The organism is Gemmatimonadaceae bacterium, assembly GCA_036504815.1.
GTDB lineage: Bacteria > Gemmatimonadota > Gemmatimonadetes > Gemmatimonadales > Gemmatimonadaceae > PNKL01.
The window spans coordinates 103,499-121,594 of the sequence record DASXUN010000008.1 but is presented as its reverse complement, the minus strand read 5'-3'; the positions used below and the strand labels follow the sequence as shown (position 1 = coordinate 121,594).

20 protein-coding genes are annotated in these 18,096 nt (G+C 67.0%); 12 read left to right on the top strand and 8 right to left on the bottom strand.

The features are described 5' to 3' along the window. Positions 1-286: 286 nt before the first annotated feature. The 4 genes from VGJ96_04065 to VGJ96_04050 form a co-directional block, all read right to left on the bottom strand. Positions 287-1,237, bottom strand: coding sequence for an NmrA/HSCARG family protein (locus tag VGJ96_04065; protein HEY3286279.1), 951 nt, complete (start codon positions 1,235-1,237; stop codon positions 287-289). 142 nt (positions 1,238-1,379) lie between these two features. Continuing rightward, positions 1,380-1,847, bottom strand: coding sequence for a cupin domain-containing protein (locus VGJ96_04060; GenBank protein ID HEY3286278.1), 468 nt, complete (start codon positions 1,845-1,847; stop codon positions 1,380-1,382). Between the two features lie 46 nt (positions 1,848-1,893). After that, the gene (locus VGJ96_04055; protein ID HEY3286277.1) at positions 1,894-2,376 is read right to left on the bottom strand and encodes a MarR family winged helix-turn-helix transcriptional regulator; all 483 of its coding nucleotides are present in this window, start codon (positions 2,374-2,376) and stop codon (positions 1,894-1,896) included. A gap of 215 nt (positions 2,377-2,591) precedes the next feature. Then, positions 2,592-3,032, bottom strand: coding sequence for a DUF6789 family protein (locus VGJ96_04050; protein ID HEY3286276.1), 441 nt, complete (start codon positions 3,030-3,032; stop codon positions 2,592-2,594). Between the two features lie 105 nt (positions 3,033-3,137). Between VGJ96_04050 and VGJ96_04045 the strand changes: the two genes are divergently transcribed. Continuing rightward, positions 3,138-3,728: a sigma-70 family RNA polymerase sigma factor gene (locus tag VGJ96_04045; GenBank protein HEY3286275.1), complete on the top strand. Its 591-nt coding sequence runs from the start codon at positions 3,138-3,140 to the stop codon at positions 3,726-3,728. Next, positions 3,709-3,972: a hypothetical protein gene (locus tag VGJ96_04040; protein ID HEY3286274.1), complete on the top strand. Its 264-nt coding sequence runs from the start codon at positions 3,709-3,711 to the stop codon at positions 3,970-3,972. Before VGJ96_04045 ends, VGJ96_04040 begins: the two co-directional genes overlap by 20 nt. 72 nt (positions 3,973-4,044) lie before the next feature. Here the strand turns inward: VGJ96_04040 and VGJ96_04035 are convergent, their stop codons facing one another. Together VGJ96_04035 and VGJ96_04030 are read right to left on the bottom strand one after the other, a co-directional pair. Next, positions 4,045-4,680: a hypothetical protein gene (locus VGJ96_04035; protein HEY3286273.1), complete on the bottom strand. Its 636-nt coding sequence runs from the start codon at positions 4,678-4,680 to the stop codon at positions 4,045-4,047. A gap of 13 nt (positions 4,681-4,693) precedes the next feature. After that, the gene (locus VGJ96_04030; protein HEY3286272.1) at positions 4,694-5,053 is read right to left on the bottom strand and encodes a YidB family protein; all 360 of its coding nucleotides are present in this window, start codon (positions 5,051-5,053) and stop codon (positions 4,694-4,696) included. 361 nt (positions 5,054-5,414) lie between these two features. Between VGJ96_04030 and VGJ96_04025 the strand changes: the two genes are divergently transcribed. From VGJ96_04025 to VGJ96_03985, 9 genes are all read left to right on the top strand, one after another. Then, on the top strand, positions 5,415-6,014 hold the full coding sequence (locus VGJ96_04025) for a nucleoside recognition domain-containing protein (protein ID HEY3286271.1): 600 nt from the start codon (positions 5,415-5,417) through the stop codon (positions 6,012-6,014). After that, a complete protein-coding gene (locus VGJ96_04020) occupies positions 6,011-6,544 on the top strand; it encodes a spore maturation protein (GenBank protein HEY3286270.1) in 534 nt (177 codons plus the stop codon). The genes VGJ96_04025 and VGJ96_04020 overlap by 4 nt, the downstream gene beginning before the upstream one ends. Before the next feature lie 6 nt (positions 6,545-6,550). After that, positions 6,551-7,495: an LD-carboxypeptidase gene (locus VGJ96_04015; GenBank protein HEY3286269.1), complete on the top strand. Its 945-nt coding sequence runs from the start codon at positions 6,551-6,553 to the stop codon at positions 7,493-7,495. A gap of 170 nt (positions 7,496-7,665) precedes the next feature. Continuing rightward, positions 7,666-8,346, top strand: a complete 681-nt coding sequence (gene folE / locus VGJ96_04010; GenBank protein HEY3286268.1) for a GTP cyclohydrolase I — start codon at positions 7,666-7,668, stop codon at positions 8,344-8,346. After that, positions 8,343-9,521: an FAD/NAD(P)-binding oxidoreductase gene (locus VGJ96_04005; GenBank protein ID HEY3286267.1), complete on the top strand. Its 1,179-nt coding sequence runs from the start codon at positions 8,343-8,345 to the stop codon at positions 9,519-9,521. The genes folE and VGJ96_04005 overlap by 4 nt, the downstream gene beginning before the upstream one ends. A gap of 80 nt (positions 9,522-9,601) precedes the next feature. Further along, positions 9,602-10,786, top strand: a complete 1,185-nt coding sequence (locus VGJ96_04000; GenBank protein HEY3286266.1) for a hypothetical protein — start codon at positions 9,602-9,604, stop codon at positions 10,784-10,786. A 78-nt stretch (positions 10,787-10,864) separates the two neighbouring features. Continuing rightward, a complete protein-coding gene (locus VGJ96_03995) occupies positions 10,865-12,988 on the top strand; it encodes a M3 family metallopeptidase (protein ID HEY3286265.1) in 2,124 nt (707 codons plus the stop codon). Between the two features lie 145 nt (positions 12,989-13,133). Beyond that, positions 13,134-14,243: an NAD-dependent epimerase/dehydratase family protein gene (locus tag VGJ96_03990; protein ID HEY3286264.1), complete on the top strand. Its 1,110-nt coding sequence runs from the start codon at positions 13,134-13,136 to the stop codon at positions 14,241-14,243. After that, positions 14,243-14,725 (top strand): GNAT family N-acetyltransferase, encoded by a 483-nt coding sequence (locus VGJ96_03985; protein ID HEY3286263.1) that lies wholly within the window; start codon positions 14,243-14,245, stop codon positions 14,723-14,725. The genes VGJ96_03990 and VGJ96_03985 overlap by 1 nt, the downstream gene beginning before the upstream one ends. Before the next feature lie 111 nt (positions 14,726-14,836). Here the strand turns inward: VGJ96_03985 and VGJ96_03980 are convergent, their stop codons facing one another. Both VGJ96_03980 and VGJ96_03975 read right to left on the bottom strand, forming a co-directional pair. Continuing rightward, on the bottom strand, positions 14,837-15,976 hold the full coding sequence (locus tag VGJ96_03980; protein HEY3286262.1) for a type III PLP-dependent enzyme: 1,140 nt from the start codon (positions 15,974-15,976) through the stop codon (positions 14,837-14,839). Further along, positions 15,973-17,430 carry a saccharopine dehydrogenase C-terminal domain-containing protein gene (locus VGJ96_03975; GenBank protein ID HEY3286261.1) on the bottom strand — a complete coding sequence of 486 codons (1,458 nt, stop codon included), beginning with the start codon at positions 17,428-17,430 and terminating at the stop codon, positions 15,973-15,975. The genes VGJ96_03980 and VGJ96_03975 overlap by 4 nt, the downstream gene beginning before the upstream one ends. Before the next feature lie 215 nt (positions 17,431-17,645). Between VGJ96_03975 and VGJ96_03970 the strand changes: the two genes are divergently transcribed. Next, positions 17,646-18,095 (top strand): SET domain-containing protein, encoded by a 450-nt coding sequence (locus VGJ96_03970; protein HEY3286260.1) that lies wholly within the window; start codon positions 17,646-17,648, stop codon positions 18,093-18,095. Position 18,096: the final 1 nt, after the last annotated feature.

Sequence of the window (18,096 nt, the reverse complement as noted above, 5' to 3'; positions counted from 1 at the left end):
TCATGGTGTCCATTCGTGCGCACAAGATGCTCGCCAAGGTGCGCAACTTGCACAGATTGTCACGCGAAACTGAGCAGGATGTTCGTCCAGCGCGAACTAAGTGAACATTCGCGCACAATTCATGCGCACTTACGGGGTCCTGATAAGCGTGAGGTCCGAGGTTCAACTCCTCGATGGCCCACTGGATTCAAACGCAAACCCCGCAACGGCTTGGTGCCGGTGCGGGGTTGTGTGTTCGGGGCTTCGAACGCGCGGGATGTTTGCAGGCTACGTCGTCGCGCGCCCGTCAGTTGATCGCGATCTTCGATCCGTTCGACGCCAGCCACGCGTCGAAATCCTGGAGCGCCGGATTCAGCTCGCGCGTCTGTTTGGCGTCGCGGTAGCGCTGAAACTCCTCGCCGAGTATGGCCTGGAACTGGAACATGTTCCCGAGGTCTTCAGCGCCTGGGAATCCGAGGCCGCGGTACATGTCGAACGGCATGTCGAAGAATCGCACGGTCTTCCCCAGCGCGCGCCCCATCTTGGCCGCCATGTCGGCGCCGGAGAGCGATTCACCGGCCACGCCGATGCGCTGGCCCACCGTGCTGGTCCCCTGCCTGAAGATGCCGTACGCGCTGCGGCCGATGTCCTCGGCGCCGATGCCGGGGAGGTTCACGCCGCCGAGCGGCAGCGCGAGGGTGAGCGTGCCATCGTCACCGGCCCGCGGTCCCATCCCGAAATGGATGAAGTTGTCCCAGTAGAAGGCCGCCATCATATATGTGGTGGGCGCTCCTTCCTTGGCGAACGTCTCGTCCATCTGCCCCTTCGAGTCGAAGTGCGGGCACTTGTACTTCCCGTACAGCGTCGGGAGCCGGGTGTCGCCCAGCGGGATCCACTTGCGGGTATCCTCAAGCGTCGACCAGACGACGTGTTGAACCCCAGCCTGCTTCGTGGCGCGCGCCATCGCGGCCGCCTGAACGCCTTCGCGCTCTGCCGAATAGTGCTCCCAGTAGTTCGTCACGCAGAAGGCGCCGTACGCCCCGGCGAGCGCCGGCGCGAGACTCGCTTCGGTGTCGGTGTCGCCGGCCACGACCTCGACGCCCAGGGCGGCGAGTGCCATGGCCTTGTCGGAGTCCGGCCGGCGCGTGATGGCACGCGCGGTGAACGGCCCGTTCTTGTCCGCCGCAATGGCGCGCACGAGACCGCCGCCCTGTGCGCCCGTCGCTCCGAATACTGCAATGACCTGTTTGGCTGCCATGTGGATCTCCGTTGCACCGGTGAGACAACGACCCGGACTCACGCGCCGGGCAGGGGGACTGCAAGCTAGTGGGCGAGCGCGACGACAGCGCTCGTGTGTCCGTTCGTTCGTTCGATCCGGATGCCCCGAACCGCGAGCATCATCAGTCTGCGCTCAGCGGCGGCCCCAGCAACGTCATGTCGTACTTCGTGAACACCGCGGCGATCGCCTTGGGATCACGCGTTCCACCGCGTGTCATCGGCCCAAGCTCTTCATAGAACTTGTGCCCGCCGCCCGGCGTGTAGACGACGATGAGCTCGGCGGGCTCGTCGGTCAGGTTGAGGAACGCGTGCGGCACGTTGGAGGGCAGGTAGGCGAATCCCCCGGGCGCGCAGCGAAAAGTCTCCTCGCCGATCTGTACCTTGAACGTGCCCTTGAGCACGTGGATCGCCTCTTCCTGCTTATGGTGCACGTGCAGTGGTGGTCCGCCGTGCGGCGCGACCTCGACGATGAAGTAATCGAAGGCGCCGCGCGTGTCTTCGCCCGTGACCTTGAAGATGAGATCACGCCCCGGACCCGACTGCAGTCTCAATCCGGCGCCCGGCTCGTGCACTTTGTACTGGCTCGTCATGACCTGGCTCTCGCGTTGGGGGGGAATACGCGGACTGCGAACGCGCTCAGGGAAAGGCGCCCATCTCCTCGATCAGGGCGTTGAGCAGTGTGGCGAGTTGCTTCACGCGACGGGCGCCAAGCGGGCCGACGAGGGCCTTCGGCAGGCGCTTCGCGTGCGGATCCAGTTCGGCCAGCAACGCGAGCCCCGCCGGCGTGATCCCCGTCTCGACGACGCGGCGATCGCGTTCGCTGCGCTCCCGCTCAACGAGTCCGCGCGCGACCAGCCGGTCCACGAGCCGTGTGACGTCCGGATCGCGCGCGATCATGCGCTCGATGATCTCCCCCGCGGTGAGCTTGTGTGGATGGCTGCCGCGGAGGATGCGGAGGACGTTGTACTGGCCGTTGGTGAGATCGGCCGTGGTCTTGAGGAACTGCCGCCAGGGGTCGAGCACGCGGTCGGCGGCGAGGCGCAGGCCGAGCATGACCTCCTGTTCAGGCGACGCGAATGGACGCTGCTGCTTGATCGCGCGGGCGATGGCATGGGGCATGGCCCAATAATATACGTTGCAACGAATATCGTCAAGAGGGATAAACCCGGCGAGGTTGAGCTGCGCTCACCCTGCGGGTGAGCTCGCTCTCCTTCGGTTCAACTCCTCGATGGCCCATACGGATGCCCCGCAACGGACTCTGCCGTTGCGGGGCGTTCTCACTGGACACGCCATGAGCGTGGTCGCGCCCGCCGGCCTGGCTGCAGCTGCCGTCGTCACGCACGCGCCCCGGCCGGGGCGACCCGCCGCGCACCCGGCACCCCGGCCACCGCGCCGACCACGGCGCCGTACATCACGTGGCCGATCATGCTCCCGGCCGCGAGTACCATGGAGCCGGAAAACAGCCCCGCGCCCATCATCGGCATCACGACGACCTGCGCCATCAACCACGGCGCCAGCGCGTAGAGGGCGCCGCGCAGCGGCGCCGGCCCGGGCAGGTGTCCCGCCACGATGCCATATCCCACGGCGAGCACGATGCCGATCATGAAGTGCGCCGCCCAGCCGGCCGCCAGCATTCCGCCCATCGCCATGGCGAGCATCGCCGCCGGATTCATGGCGGGAATGCCCATCAACGGCGCCACCCACAGTCCAACCATCGTCATCACCGCGGTTCCCGCCACGCCCGCCAGCGCCAGCCGCCTCACGTCGAGATGCATAGTCCGCTCCTTGCCCAGGTTGCGCCAGCGCGCCCATCGCGCCGGACGAGCGTTATTGTTTGGGGATGCGATTTCATTACATGGCGGCGGTCTGCCGGTCTTCTAATGGAGCGCGCTGAGGTCACGGCCGGCATCCGCCGGCGCGATCCGGCGGTGCTCGACGCCGTCCTGCGGGAGGCGCTGCCGCGCCTCCTCATCGCGGCGCGCGCCGCGGGGCTCACGGGCGACGCCGCCGAGGATGTGGCGCACGCGGCGGTGCTCGTCTTCCTCGAGCGCGCCGCGGCGTTCGACGGTCGGGCGCGCGCCACGACATGGCTGCTCGGGATCCTGGCGAACAAGATCGCCGAGCGGCGGCGCGCGGATCAGCGCGAAGAAGCGACGGATGCCATTGACGCCGTCTTCGACGCCCGCTTCGACGACCACGGCACGTGGCGCACACCGCCGCGTGGACCGCTGGAGGCGCTGGCCGGTGAGGAACTGCAGCGCGTCCTGCGCGACTGCCTGGACGGCATTCCGGATCGCCAGCGCCAGGCGCTGCTGTTGCGCGAGGCGGACGAGGTGTCCACCGACGAGACCTGTAAGATTCTCGGCGTGAGCGCCAATAATCTCGGAGTGCTGTTGTTTCGCGCGCGTGTGCGGATGCGCGAGTGTCTCGAAGCCAAGGGAGTGCGAGGGAGTGCCGATGCTCGCGTGTAATGAAGTGAGCCGCGCCATGGCGGGCGATCTGCGCAACGAAAGCTGGCGCCGCCGGATCGCGATCCGCCTGCACCTGCTGATGTGCGATCAGTGCCGGCGGTTCGCTGCGGAACTGACCGCGATCAACCGCGCGGTGCGCGCGCTGCCGGCGCCGCCGGCAGATCCCGCGGTGGCCGAGCAGTCTGAGCGCGTGCTGCGCCGACTGCACACGAACCGCGACCTTCCGCAGCCGCCCGAGGGATGAGTCCGCGACGGCGTCCTTAGCACAGAACGGCCGCCCGTTCGGGCGGCCGTTCTGTGCTCACGAAGCCCTGGGTCAGGGCTTCTTCGCGCGTCCGTCGAGCCACTCGGCGACGCCACCGTGGTTACTGCAAGCGCCAGTATGCTCCTTGGCGTAGGACAGCGTGTTGTCCTTGCAGCGCGCCGTGGCCGCTCCTCGCTCTTTCTCGTCGTCGGCTGCCCTGCGGGCCGCCTTGCCCGCCGCGTTCGCCGACTTCTCGGCGTCTTCGGCCCGCTCGGACTTCTCGCGCGCTTCACCCCTGGCTGACCTCGCCGACCTATCAGCCTTGGCGGCCGCCTCCGCCTTCGCCGACTTCTCGGCCCTGGCCGCAGCTTCCGCCTTCGCCGTCTTCTCAGCCCTGGCCGACTTCTCGGCCTTCTCCGCCGCGGCTTCAGCCTTCTCTGCCTGCTTTGCCGCCGCTGCCTTGTCGGCCTTCTTCGAGGCTGCGGCCTCGGCCTTTGCGGCCTTCTTCGCTGCCTTGTCTTCAGCCTTCTTGGTGGCGACCGGGTCGACGCCACCATGTCCGCCGCATGCGCCGCGACCCGCCGTGCCTGCAGATCCGTCCTTGCACACCACGCTGCGGGCGGCCGCCTGCGCGTGCGAACTCCGTGGAACTGCGAGCGCCGCGACGAGGATTGCGGCCATCACAACCGTGCCAATCCGCCTGATCATTGGAACCTCCTGACTACGAAGTGGGGAGCTTACCGTCGGGGGTGAGCTTGTCGATCACATTCGGGAGCAGCGTCGCCAGTCCCGTTTGGAGCATGTCAGGTGACACCCCGGCCTTTTCGGCGAGTTCCTGCACCTTGGCGCTCCCGAGCACGCTTTGAAGCTGGTCTCCCGTTATCGGCAGGTTCTGCCCGGTCGAGATCCACGACGAGATCGCGCTGCCGAAGCCACGGTCGCGGAACGTCTGCGCGATTCCGGCGACGCCACCGTGCTGGTTAATGAGATCCATCACCTGGCCCATCAGTGGATTTGATGCATCGTCCGCTTGGCCAAACGCAGCTTTGGCCTTGTCCATCATGCCATCAAGAAGCCCCATTATACCCTCCGGTCGTATTGAGGAAGCGCGGGGTACCCGTGCGATCATACACCATCAGGTGTCCTTTGGCACAACGAACTCGAATTGTTCCGAAGTCGAGCCAGGGAGCGATGCGCCTCGCGCACCCGCGCTGCCTCAAGGCACGGCAGTTCCACTCCAGCCTCGGTGCAGGTGCGTCAGGAGAACCCTGATCGGCCTGCCGACCGAGGTTCAACTCCTTGATGGCCCATTGGCGGCGTCCCACCGGCGGAGGCGATGCACCGGTGAAGGCGCCTCGGGAGGGTGCAACGCCATATCAGGCTAGCGATTGCCGCCGCGGCCGCCGCGGTTACGTTTTACGCGTCCGGGAGGACAATACGATATGAACATCGTCTGGCTCTTGCTCATCGGTGCGGCGGTCATCAGCGGCGCGGTCAAGGGACACATGGCCGACGTGTCCAACGCAATGTTCAGTTCCGCGACGACCGCCATCGAACTCGCCATCGGCCTCGTGGGCGGCATGACCTTGTTCCTCGGGCTGATGCGCGTCGCCGAGGACGCCGGGTTGGTGCGGGTGCTGGCGAGGGCCCTGCGCCCGGTCTTTCGCTTCCTGTTCCCCGACGTGCCCCGCGATCACCCGGCCCTCGGCGCGATCGCCATGAACTTCGGCGCCAACATGCTTGGCCTCGGCGACGCGGCGACGCCCTTCGGCATCAAGGCGATGGAGGACCTGCAGGAGCTGAACCCGGACAAGGAGACGGCGTCGGATGCGATGTGCATGTTCGTGACGTTGCACTCCAGCTCGCTGCAGCTCATCCCGGTGATGGTCATCAGCCTCCGGTCAGCCGCCGGCTCCAAGAACCCGTCCGAGACTATCGTCGGCACCATTTTCGCCACGGCGGCCTCGATGATCGTCGCCATCGCGGTGTCGAAGATGTTCGCCCGATGGTTTGCGCTGCGGCCCCGTGGAGGTGCCGCATGAGAGAACTCGCGAACAGCGCGTCCAATTGGATTGTTCCCCTGCTGATCCTCGCCGTCCCGCTCTACGCGTACGCCGTGAAGCGTGTCCGCGTCTACGAGAGCTTCATCGAAGGGGCCAAGGAAGGGTTCACGATCGGCGTTCGCATCATGCCGTATCTCGTCGCCATTCTCGTCGCCATCGGCATGTTTCGCGCGAGCGGCGCCATGGACTACCTGGTCTGGGCCATTCGCCCGGTGATCGGTTGGACGGGATTCCCGCCCGAAGCGCTCCCCTCGTCGCTGATGCGCTCGCTCTCGGGGTCGGCCGCGTTCGCGATGAGCTCGGAGATCTTCAAGGTCTACGGCCCGGACTCCTTCATCGGCCGGCTGGTCAGCGTGATCCAGGGAAGCACCGAAACGACGTTCTACATCATGGCGGTCTACTTTGGCGCCGTCGCCGTGCGCAAGACCCGGTACACGCTCGCGGCCAGCCTCATCACGGACTTCTCGGGCATCGCCGCGGCCTACGGCATCTGCCGCCTGCTGTTCTAGGCGATCATGACCACGCCGCTGAAGGTTTCTCGTCGCCTCACCGTCGGAGATCACGTGGCGCTGGTCTCTCCGGCGTCGCCGGTGAGGAGCGCGCGCGTTCTGGCACTCGGCCGCAAGCGGCTGGAGCAGTTTGGGCTCCGGGTGAAGACCGGGCGATACGCGCTGTCGGAACACGGGTATCTCGCCGGGACCGACCGTGAGCGCGTGCACGACCTCGAGGCCGCTTTTCGTGATCCAGAGATCAAGGCGATCATCTGTACACGTGGAGGCTACGGCGTCGCGCGGCTTCTGCCGTCGTTCGATCTCGACCTGGCGCGACGTCACCCCAAGCCGCTCGTCGGCTTTTCCGACATCACCGCGTTGCACCTCGCCTTGCAGAAGGCGGGCGTCGTCTCGTTCTGGGGCCCCATGCCTTGCTCGTCCCTCGGATGGAGTCCCTTCTCCGCGCGTTCACTTCAGCGCGCGCTGATGTCCGAGGTTCCGGCCGGACGCGTCCCGTTTGCACCGGGACGCCGGCCGATAACGTTGCGACGCGGAATCGCGCAGGGGCGCATCACCGGCGGCACGCTCAGCCTGCTGACGTCGAGTTTGGGGACTCCATATGAAGTCGAGACGCGAGGACGAGTCGTCTTCATAGAAGACGTTGACGAAGAGCCCTTCAAGGTGGACCGCATGCTGACCCAGCTGACCGCGGCGGGAAAGCTGACGGATGCGGCGGGCGTGGCGCTGGGGATCTTCACGGGGACCGACAAGCGCAATTGCCCCGGCCGGCTCAGCCTGACGATGCGCGAGGTCTTTGCCGATCACCTGCTCCCGCTCAAGGTGCCGGCTCTTCGCAATGTCGCGGTGGGACATGTTCCCGATCAGGTGACGTTGCCGTACGGCGTTGCGGCCCGGATGGATGCCGGCGCGGGAACCGTCACGTTGCTAGAGGCGGGCGTTCGGGCGTAGCGGCCGAAGCGGCTGTCATACTCATCGCCGGATCGCACGTGCGCGCCGGGCGCGCACCACCGCCGTGCGGGCCTTTCCGCGGAGAGGGGCATGAAACACTTGACAACACTTGGAGTATTAGGCAATATTGTCATTGACATATTGTACTAATAACCAGCTGGAGGCCCCCCGTGCCCGTCCCGCTCGTCGCGCTCGCCCCGTCGTTGCCGCCGCACGCTGAACTGCCGGCCCCTCGCACGGCGCTCCACCTGGCCGATGACGATCGGCTCGCCCGGACCGCGTCCGCCTTTCGCGCCTTTCTCGCGTCGCTCGACCTCGACCTCGACGACCCGAATCTCGTCGGGACCGACTTTCGCGTGGCGCGCGCCTACCGCGAACTCTTCGCCGGCCTGGCCCCCGGCGCGGAGCCGACGCTCAGCACGTTCCCGAACAGCGAGGGCTACGCGGATATCGTCTCCGTGGTCGGCATCCCGTTCTTCTCGCTGTGCGCGCACCACTTTCTCCCCTTCTTCGGCACGGCGCACGTGGGGTACATCCCGGGCCGCGAGCTGCTGGGGTTGTCGAAGTTCGCGCGGGTCGTCGACTACTACGCGCGGCGCCCGCAGCTGCAGGAGCGCCTGACACAGCAGATCACCGAGCTGCTCGACGCGCGTCTGGAGCCGGCCGGGGTGATCGTGGTGATCGAGGCTCGCCATCTCTGCATGGAGATGCGAGGGATCGGGGCCCCCGGCGTCACGACACGGACGGTGGCGACACGCGGCGCATTGCTCGACGCAACCCTGCGCAACCGGTTTCTCGCCGAGGTGCGCGACGCCGGTTTCACCGCTCAGGCACGGGGTGGTGCATCATGACGCACTACAGTCATCTCCTGGTCGGCGGCGGCATGACCGCGGATGCCGCGGCACGCGGCATTCGTGAAATCGACGCAAATGCCACCATTGGCCTGATCGGCGCCGAGTCGCATCCCCCGTACAGTCGGCCGCCGCTCTCGAAGGGGCTCTGGAAGGACACGGCGCTCGCATCCATATGGAGCGATACGGCCGCCGCCGGGGTCGCGCTGCATCTCGGCCGCCGCGTGACCGCGCTGGATCCCGAAGCCCGGCAGGTCACGGACGACGTGGGCGCGGTCTACACCTACGACAAGCTCTTGCTCGCGACCGGCGGCACGCCGCGCCGATTGTCGTCCGATCCGGACGACGTGATCTACTTCCGCACCTACGACGACTACGCGCGACTGCGCGCCATGTCTGCCGTGCGCCGCAAGGTCATCGTCATCGGCGGGGGCTTCATTGGCAGCGAGATCGCCGCCGCGCTGCGGATGCAGGAGCACGAGGTGACCATGCTCATGCCGGAAGAAGGCATCGGTAGTCGGGTCTTTCCCGCCGATCTCTCGCGTCATCTCGTCGACTACTTTGGTGAGCGGGGCATCGCCGTGCTCACCGGTCGCGGGGTGGCCAGCGTGCGGCGCAACGACGCGCAGACAATCGTGACGACCACGACCGGCGATGCGCTCGCGGCCGATGCGGTGGTTGCGGGCCTTGGCCTCACGCCAAACGTCGAGTTGGCGGAGCGGGCAGGGCTCGAAGTGGCGAACGGCATCGTGGTGGACGAGTTCCTGCGCACGCGACGCCCCGACATCTACGCCGCCGGCGACGTGGCCAACTTCTACAGCCCGGCGCTCGACACCCGCCGGCGTGTCGAGCACGAGGACAACGCCGTCTCGATGGGTCGGCAGGCCGGGCGGAACATGGCCGGCGACGCGGTCGCGTGTCACCACCTGCCGTTCTTCTACTCCGACCTCTTCGAGCTCGGCTACGAGGCGGTCGGCGACCTTGATGCGCGACTGCAGACCGTCGCCGACTGGAAGGTGCCGTTTCGCGAGGGGGTGATCTACTACCTCCGCGACGGCCGCGTACGCGGCGTGCTGCTCTGGAACGTCTGGGGCCAGCTCGACGCGGCACGGCGCCTCATCGCCGATTCCGGACCGATCACGGCCTCCGCGCTCATCGGACGCCTGCCCGAGTAAGTGCTTCGCGTCTGACTTCCTTCTTCCCCTTCTGGAGTAGCCCCCCCCCAATGCTGCCCTCCATCTCCCGTATTCCCCGGATGGCGTGGTTCACGCTCACCGGCACCGCCCTCGTGGCAATCCTCGCGACTTCCTGCTCGCGTGAAAGCACGCCGACCAGTCTCTCCGCCGCGTCAGTGGACGCGGGGAAACAGATCTTCCGCTTCGAGACCTTCGGCGATGAGACCTTCTGGACCGACACGCTGCGCATGCACGAAGTTGTCCAGACCGTCCCACCGACGACGGCGCTTGCCGTCGGGCTCAAGGTGGATGCCGACACGCTCCCACCGGCCGTGTTGCAGGCGCTGCAGGCCGGGCAGGTGGACCTGTCGAGCCCCGCGACCACGGTGACCCTGCTGAAGCTCGGGGCCGTGGTCGGCATTCGGGCCACGGTGGACGCGCAGAATCACATCACGCGACTCGGCATCACGTGCGCCCTCTGTCACTCCACGGTGGACGACCGCATTGCCAAGGGCGTTGGATCGCGACGCGACGGTTACCCGAATCTCGACTTGAACCCCGGGGCGATCATCGCGCTCTCGCCGGCGCTCACCGCGGCCCAGAAGGCCGTCTACAACTCGTGGGGGCCCGGCCGGTTTGATCCGCGCATCAACATGGATGGCCTGAACGGCCCGGTGGTCATTCCGCCGGCGTACGGACTGCGCGGCGTGCACAGCATCACCTTCACCGGTGACGGCCAGGACATCGCCTACTGGAACCGCTACGTGGGGGTGACGCAGATGCACGGCCACGGCTCGTTCGTCGAGGCGCGCACGCACGTGAACATCCAGAACGGGCCTGATATGATCTCGGCGCTGCTCCCCGCGCTGCAGGAGTATCAGCTCAGCCTGGCGGCGCCCAAGCCGTCGGCTGGCAGCTATGACGTGGCCGCCGCCGCGCGCGGCGCGGTGGTGTTCAGTGGCGCCGGGCAGTGCGCGAGCTGCCACGCCGGCACGCTCTTCACCGACGCCAACAGTCGTCTGCACTCACCGGCGGAGGTCGTCAGCGAACCGGAGCCGAATGGCGCGCCGAGCGCCGCCGCTCGCAGTGCGACGCGGATGTACCGCACCACGCCGCTGCGCGCGCTGCAATTGCACGCGCCGTACTTCCATAACGGCATTGCGCCAACGCTCGAGGCCGTGGTGGAGCTCTACAACAGTCGTCGCAACCTTGGGCTCACGGCATCGCAGAAGTCCGACCTCGTGCAGTACCTGCGGTCGCTGTGACGGCTGTCGCCAGGGGGCGCCGGATCGTATTCTCAGGGAGACGGCCCCCGGTCCCTTTCCGCTCACCGGGTCTCCCCAATGTTCTCCGTCCGCCGTTTCGCGATCCCCCTTGGGATTGCCGTTCTCGCCTGCAGCGAAGTCGTCACCGCGCAGCTGCCGGGCACCAATCCATTCGCCACGCCGAGTCCGCTGCTGTACCAGGCGCCGGACTTCACGCGCATTCGCAACACCGACTTCCAGCCGGCCATCGAAGAGGGGATGCGCCAGCAACTGGCCGAAGTGGCCGCCATCATTCACGCGCCGGGCACGCCGACCTTCGCGAACACCATCCTGCCGTTCGAGCGCTCCGGGCAGTTGCTGTCGCGCGTGCAGCGCGTCGTCGGCGCGCTCACGTCGTCCAACACCAACGACACGCTGCAGGCCATCCAGCGCGCGCTCGCGCCGAAGCTCGCGGCGCACCGCGATGCGATCAACCTCAACGACACGCTCTTCCTGCGCATCAAGAGCCTCTACGATCGCCGCGCGAGCCTCGGTCTCGACTCGCTGCAGCGCCTTGTCGTGGAGCGCTACTACCGCGACTTCGTGCGCGCCGGGGCCCTGCTGTCCGACGCCGACAAGACGCGGCTGCGCGCGCTCAATCGCGAGCAGGCGTCGCTCACCAACGAGTTCGGCCGTCGGTTGCTGGCCGCCACGCGCGCCGGCGGCGTCATCGTGGATGACGTGAGGCAGCTGGCCGGCCTGAGCGCCGGCGAGGTCGCGGCAGCAGCGGGCGCCGCCCAGGCCCGCGGCCTCTCGGGGCGCTGGCTCCTGCCGCTGCAGAACACCACGCAGCAGCCCGCGCAGTCCTCACTGCAGAACCGCGCGCTGCGACAGCGGCTCTTTGAAGCGTCCACCATGCGGGCCGCGCGCGGCGACAGCAACGACACGCGCCAGGTCATCCTGCGTCTCGCCCAGCTCCGTCCCGAGCGGGCGCAGCTGCTCGGGTATCCGTCCCTCGCTGCCTACGGCCTCGACGAGACCATGGCGAAGACGCCCGAGAACGCGCTCCGCCTGCTGACCCAGCTCGTGACGCCGGCGACCGCGAAGGCGCGGGGCGAGGCCACGGCCATGCAGCAGCTCGTGGACAGGCAGGGCGGTGGCTTCAAGCTTGAGCCGTGGGACTGGCAGTTCTACGCCGAGCAGGTGCGGGCCGAGCAGTACGCATTGGACGAGGAGCAGATCAAGCCGTACTTCGAAATGGACCGCGTGCTGCGCGACGGCGTCTTCTACGCGGCGCAGCAGCTGTACGGGCTGACGTTCAAGGAACGGAAGGACATTCCGGTCTACCATCCCGACGTGCGCGTCTTCGAGGTCTTCGACGCCGACTCGTCGCTCGGCCTGTTCTACGCCGACTACTACAAGCGCGACAACAAGAATGGCGGCGCCTGGTCGTCCGGCTTCGTCAGCCGCTCGGCGCTGCTCGGCACGCGGCCGGTGGTGATCAACAACTGCAACTTCACCAAGCCGGCCGCCGGCCAGCCGGCGCTGCTGACGTGGGACAACGTGACCACGATGTATCACGAGTTCGGTCACGCCCTGAGCAGCTTCATGAACGCCGCGCCGTATCCACGGCTCGCGGGGAACATGCCGCGGGACTTCACGGAAGTCCCGTCGCAATTCAATGAACATTGGGCGCTGCACCCCGAGGTGTTCGCGCACTACGCGCGGCACTACCAGACCGGCGCACCGATGCCGGCGGCGCTCGAGGCCAAGATCCGGCGCACGACAACGTTCGATCAGGGTTTCGCGACCACGGAATACCTGGGCGCGGCGCTGCTCGACATGGCGTGGCACACCTTGTCGGTGAACGACCACCCGACGGACGTCGACGCGTTCGAGGCGCAGGCGCTCAAGCGCTTCGGGGTTGACCTGCCGCTCGTGCCGCCGCGGTACAAGACCAACTACTTCTCGCATATCTGGGGCGGCGGCTACTCGGCGGGCTACTATGCCTACATCTGGAGCGAAGTGATCGACGCCGACGCGTACGCCTGGTTCCTCGAGCACGGCGGGATGACGAGGGCCAACGGCCAGCGCTTCCGCGACCTCATCCTGTCGCGCGGCGGGACGGGCGACATGGCGACGATCTATCGCGAGTTCCGCGGGCGTGATCCGGTGATTGGTCCGCTGCTGTCCAACCGGGGTCTCACGGGCGGCGAGCGCTAGCGCCACCTCGTCGCCGGGTCGGCGCGACCTCCGGCCCCGCCGCGGCTTCGTGCCGTGGCGGGACCAGGATTATTATGGGAGGTGCGTCCTGTCGCCGCCGCTCACGTCCGCATCGATTCGCTGCATCGTCTGTGAGGTCTTCATCGTGCAAAGTCGCCGAACATTCCTGGTCTCGTCCGCCGTTGCCGGCGGCGCGGTGTTGAGCGGCTTCCGGCCCTTCGCCGCGCCGGTCGAACAGATCCCGAGCGGCGCGGCCGAGCCGCTCGACCTGCTCATCCTCGGCGGGACCAACTTCATCGGACCGTTCCTCGTGCGTCACGCGGTGGCCCGCGGACATCGCGTCACCATCTTCACGCGGGGCCGTCGCCAGGCCGACCTGCCGGAATCCGTTGAGCGCCTCGTGGGCGATCGCAACGGGCAGTTGCAGGCGCTCGAGGGAAAACGCTGGGACGCCGTGATTGACGACTCCGGCACCGTCGCCGACTGGGTGCGGCAGTCCACCGAATTGCTCGCGTCATCGGCGGGGCGGTACCTTTTCGTCTCGTCCACGGGCGTCTACTATCCGTATCTCCGTCGCGGACTCGGGGAGTCGGACCCCGTGCATTACGACCTCGTGGACCCGAAGGATGGTGACGAGGCCTTCGGCGTGATGAAGGCGCAGGGCGAGCGCCATGTGGTGCAGGCCTTCGGTGATCGCGGACTGGTGGTCCGCCCGACGTACATCGTCGGCCCTGGTGACTCGAGCGACCGCTTTCCGTACTGGCCGGTGCGCCTTGCGCGCGGCGGCGAGGTGCTCGCGCCCGGCCGGGTCGATGATCCGGCGCAGTGCATCGACGTGCGCGATCTCGCCGAGTTCATGGTGCGACTCCTGGAGCAGCGGCGTTCGGGCGTGTACAACGCGGTGGGTCCGCGACAGCCGATGACCGCTCGGGAGTTCTACGCCGCGGCGGCGGCGGCATTGAAGGCCGACGTGACGTTCACGTATGTGGACGACTACGACTTCCTGCGGGCCCACAAGATTGAAGAGGCGATCCCGTGGGCGATGCTCAGCGGCAACAACGACGGCATGATGAGCATCCAGAACGCGCGCGCCGTGGCGGCCGGCCTCACCTTCCGGCCGCTCGCCGATACGGTGCGCGACACCCTGGCGTGGTGGCCGACGGTGCCGGAGGCGCGGCGCGCCAAGCCGCGCTTCACCATTGCGCCCGAGCTGGAGGCCGCGGCGCTGGCCGACTGGCACGCGCGCGGCCGGTGATGGCCCCTCGCCCGCCGGCCGTGTCCATCGGGGCAATGGGTGTCGATGACGTCGACGCCGTCGTCGCCCTGATGCGCTCCGTCATCGAGCCGCTCGCGTACTACAATGCGCGCGCCCGCAGCGCCGAGTTGTCGAGGTACACGGCAGCCGGCCTTCGTGCGCTCGTCACGGATGATGCGCAGGCCGTGCTGGTGGCGCGCGATGGCGCTGAGCTCGTCGGCTTCTGCGTGAGCCGGTATGACGACGGCACCATCTGGCTTTCGTGGTTCGGCACTGCCGCCGGTGCCCGTCACCGCGGCGTCGGTCGCGCACTGCTCGCCGCGCTCGCCAAAACACTCCCGTCGCGGAATGCGCACAAGATCTGGTGCGATTCGCGCGTGGACAACATCGAGTCCAGATCGGTCCTCGAGCGCGCGGGCTTCCGTCGCATCGCGACGCTCACGAACCATTGGTTCGGGCAGGATTACTATCTGTGGGAGTAGTACCCCGGCTGAGGAAGCGAAAGCGGTCCCGGCGCCGTTGCGCCGGGACCGCTTGTATGCTGTGTGATGCGATCCGCCATCCGCCATCAGCCATCAGCCATCACGGAGCCCCTACTCGTTTACATGCACCACCTTGGCCGGTGAAAACCCGTTGAACGTCGTCGCCGACGCCCACGTGTACGCGCCAATCATCTCGCTGTAGACCAGGTCGTCCCGGTCGAGCTCCGGCAGGGGATCGGCCATCGAGATCACGTCGAGCGCGTCGCAGGTGGGGCCGAAGACCGCGGACAGCTTCGTCCGCCCGCGCTTGAACGACTTCACCGGATACTTGCAGTGGTCGAAGATCTGTCCGGAGTACGTGTGGTACACACCGTCGTCCAGATAGTACGACGGCTTCCCCTCGCGCACCGACTTGCCGATGATCTTGGACACCGAGTAGCCGGCCGTGGCCACGAAGAACCGCCCCGGCTCGGCCAAAATCTCGATGTGCTTCGGAAAGAGCCGGTTGATCTCGGAGTTGATGATGCGCGCCAGTTCCTTGAACGGGCGCACCGTCGAATCGTAGGGTGCCGGGAAGCCGCCGCCGATGTCCACCAGGTTCATCTTGGTGTACCCGCGTGACTGCGCTTCCGCGTAGATGTCGGCCGTGAGGTTGAGCGCCTCGACGTAGTTCTCGAAGTTCGTCGTCTGGCTCCCGACGTGGAAGCTGACGCCCTCGACCACCAGCCCCTGACGGTCGGCCTCGAGAATCAGGTCCACCGCCTCGCTGGGCGGCGCGCCGAACTTCGAGGAGAGTTCCACCATCGCGCCGGTGTTGGACACCTTCAGGCGCAGCACGAGCCCGGCCCGCGGCGCGTGCAGCCTGACCTTCTCGATCTCGTCGACGTTGTCGAAGGTGACCAGCGGCTTGTACTGGTCGAGTTCGCGGAGCGTCTCGACGGGCTTGATGGGATTGGCGTAGATGATCTTGTCCCAGATCCACTGCTGGCGCTCGCGCGCCGGCATCCCCTTGATGTTGTCGTACACGAGGTCGAACTCGGGCATCGAGGCCACGTCGAAGCTCGATCCCTCGTCGAACAGCGTGCGCACGATCGCCGGGTCGGCGCCGGCCTTCACCGCAAAGTACGGCTGCACGCGCGGCATGTACCGCCGGAACGACCGGAAGTTCTTCCGCAGCTCGTCATGGTCGATGACGAGCAGCGGCGTGCCGTGCTCCTCGGCCAGCTTCTTCAGCCGGGCTTTCGAGATCATTCGCCGTCCTTGACGAGGAAGTTCTTGAACTGCCAGGGATCCTTCAGGTCGAACTGCGGCTTGGCGAAGCCCGGAAACGGATTCCGGTAGTTCTTGAGCGGCGTCCAGTCGGACGGCGTCGAGATGAACTTGCCGAGGTACGGCTTGGAGATGTCGAGGATGAACTCGTGCGGCAGGTCGTCCGGCACGACGACGCCCATCTCGGGGTTCTCGATCATCCACGCGGTGGCGGCGATGACGGAGATGGCGACCTGCATCGTGGTGGCGTTCTGGTGCGGCACCAGGCGGCGCGATTCCTCGATGCTCAGGTCGCTCCCCGTCCACCAGGAGTTGTACGGATGCCCCATCAGCAGCGCGCCGAGGATGTCGGCGCCGCTGGTGATCTCATCGTTCATGATGCGCTGGTTGTCGTTGAGCTTGTAGTCGTAGCCGCGCATCTCGTTGAGCGACGCAATGGCCGCGTCGCTCGGGCAGTAGGCGTAGTGCACCGTCGGCCGGTAGACCGCCTTGCCCTTCTCCCAGACCGTGAGGTGATCGGAGATGGTGAACGCCTCGCCGTGGCGGACGACCATGCCGCGAATGGTGTAGTTCGGCACCCACGTGCGCACCCACGTCTCCATGCCCATCCGCGCGAGGCAGATCTGGTTCCTCGGGCCTTCCTTGTGCTTGAAGGCGAACGGCGGCAGCCACTTCTCGTGCGTCCCCCAGCCCATCTCCGCGGTCGTCTGTCCCTCTTCGCGGAAGCCCTCGATGCTCCACGTGTTGACGAACTCGTCCACCTGCTTGGGCTTGTTGCTGATCTGCGTGTCGCGCTCGGAGCAATGGATCACCTTCACGCCCAGCTGGTGCGCGAGGTGATTGAAGGCTTGCGTCTGCGCGAGCTCGGCGATCAGTTCGGCCTTCCGCGGCTTGAACTTCTTGTCGGCGAGCGACGCGGCGGCGATGTCGAGGAGCCCCTGCTTGGTGAAGTGCGAGATGAGGCCCGGGTTCGCGCCATGCTCGAGCACCGCCGTGGGGCCCTTCGTCTTCCACTGCGCCATCAGGCGGCGGACGTTCATGTGCCGCCAGTAGAGCGTCCTGGTCGTCGGGTGCGCCTTCGGGCCGGAGGCGTACGGATCCCACAGCTCGGTGGACGTGTTGACGTACAGCACGCCGTGGCGATGGCACCAGTCGAGGATCTCGCAGGCGTCGATGTTCCAGGCGAGGTCGATCACCACATCGCCGACGCCGACATACTTCCCGAGGAGCGCGCCCATGTTCTGTTCGGTCACGCGGTCGCGGACCCAGTGGACCCCCTTCGCGATGAACTTCTTCAGCTTCTCCGACCGGTCCTCGAAATCCATCACGGTGACGTTCTCGGGCGCCACCTTGAGGGTCTTGAAGAGGATGGGCAGCGCGCATTCGGCAACAGCGCCATAGCCGACGAAGAGGATCTTGTTCTTGAATCGGGTCATTTCTGGTCTCTCGGAGGAAACGCCAACGGCCGGGCCGCGGGAGCAGAGAAAAATGCGCGCGTCGCGCGCAAATTCAATTGAATCGAGGCGAAGCATTTATGCCAGCGAACGCGCGTGGCGGGCGCCGCGGATTGCCGGATGCGCGCGGCGCGCTTCGCGTGCAATATCCCTCGATGCTCGCTGGCGCTTGACCCGCCTACCTCGGAGAAGAGCTCATGAAGCCGCGCGCACCGCATGACGGCGTCTATGCCCGCATCGGGCCCTCGCGCATCCACGGCGTGGGCGCACGGGCGATCCGCGACATTCCGGCGGGGACGCTGGTCTTCCGCGGCGAAGACGAACGCGTGGCCTGGCTGTCGCGCGCCGCGGTGCGGCGCATGCCGACGGCAATTCGCGCGCTTTACGAGGACTTCGGCATGGTCGCCGGCTCGAAGATCGGTGTGCCGCCCAATCTGAACCGGCTCTCGGTGGGGTGGTACGTGAACCACGCCGACCGGCCGAACGTCGAGGCGGGTGACGACGGCCGCTTTCGCGCGCTGCGCCGCATCCGGGCCGGCGAGGAGCTGACGGCCGACTACCGGACGTTCGTGGACGAGGCGCTGCCGTTCCGGCCCCGGCGCGAGCGCCCGGCCCGCAAGTCGGGCGGGCGAAAGCGCCCGGCCTGAC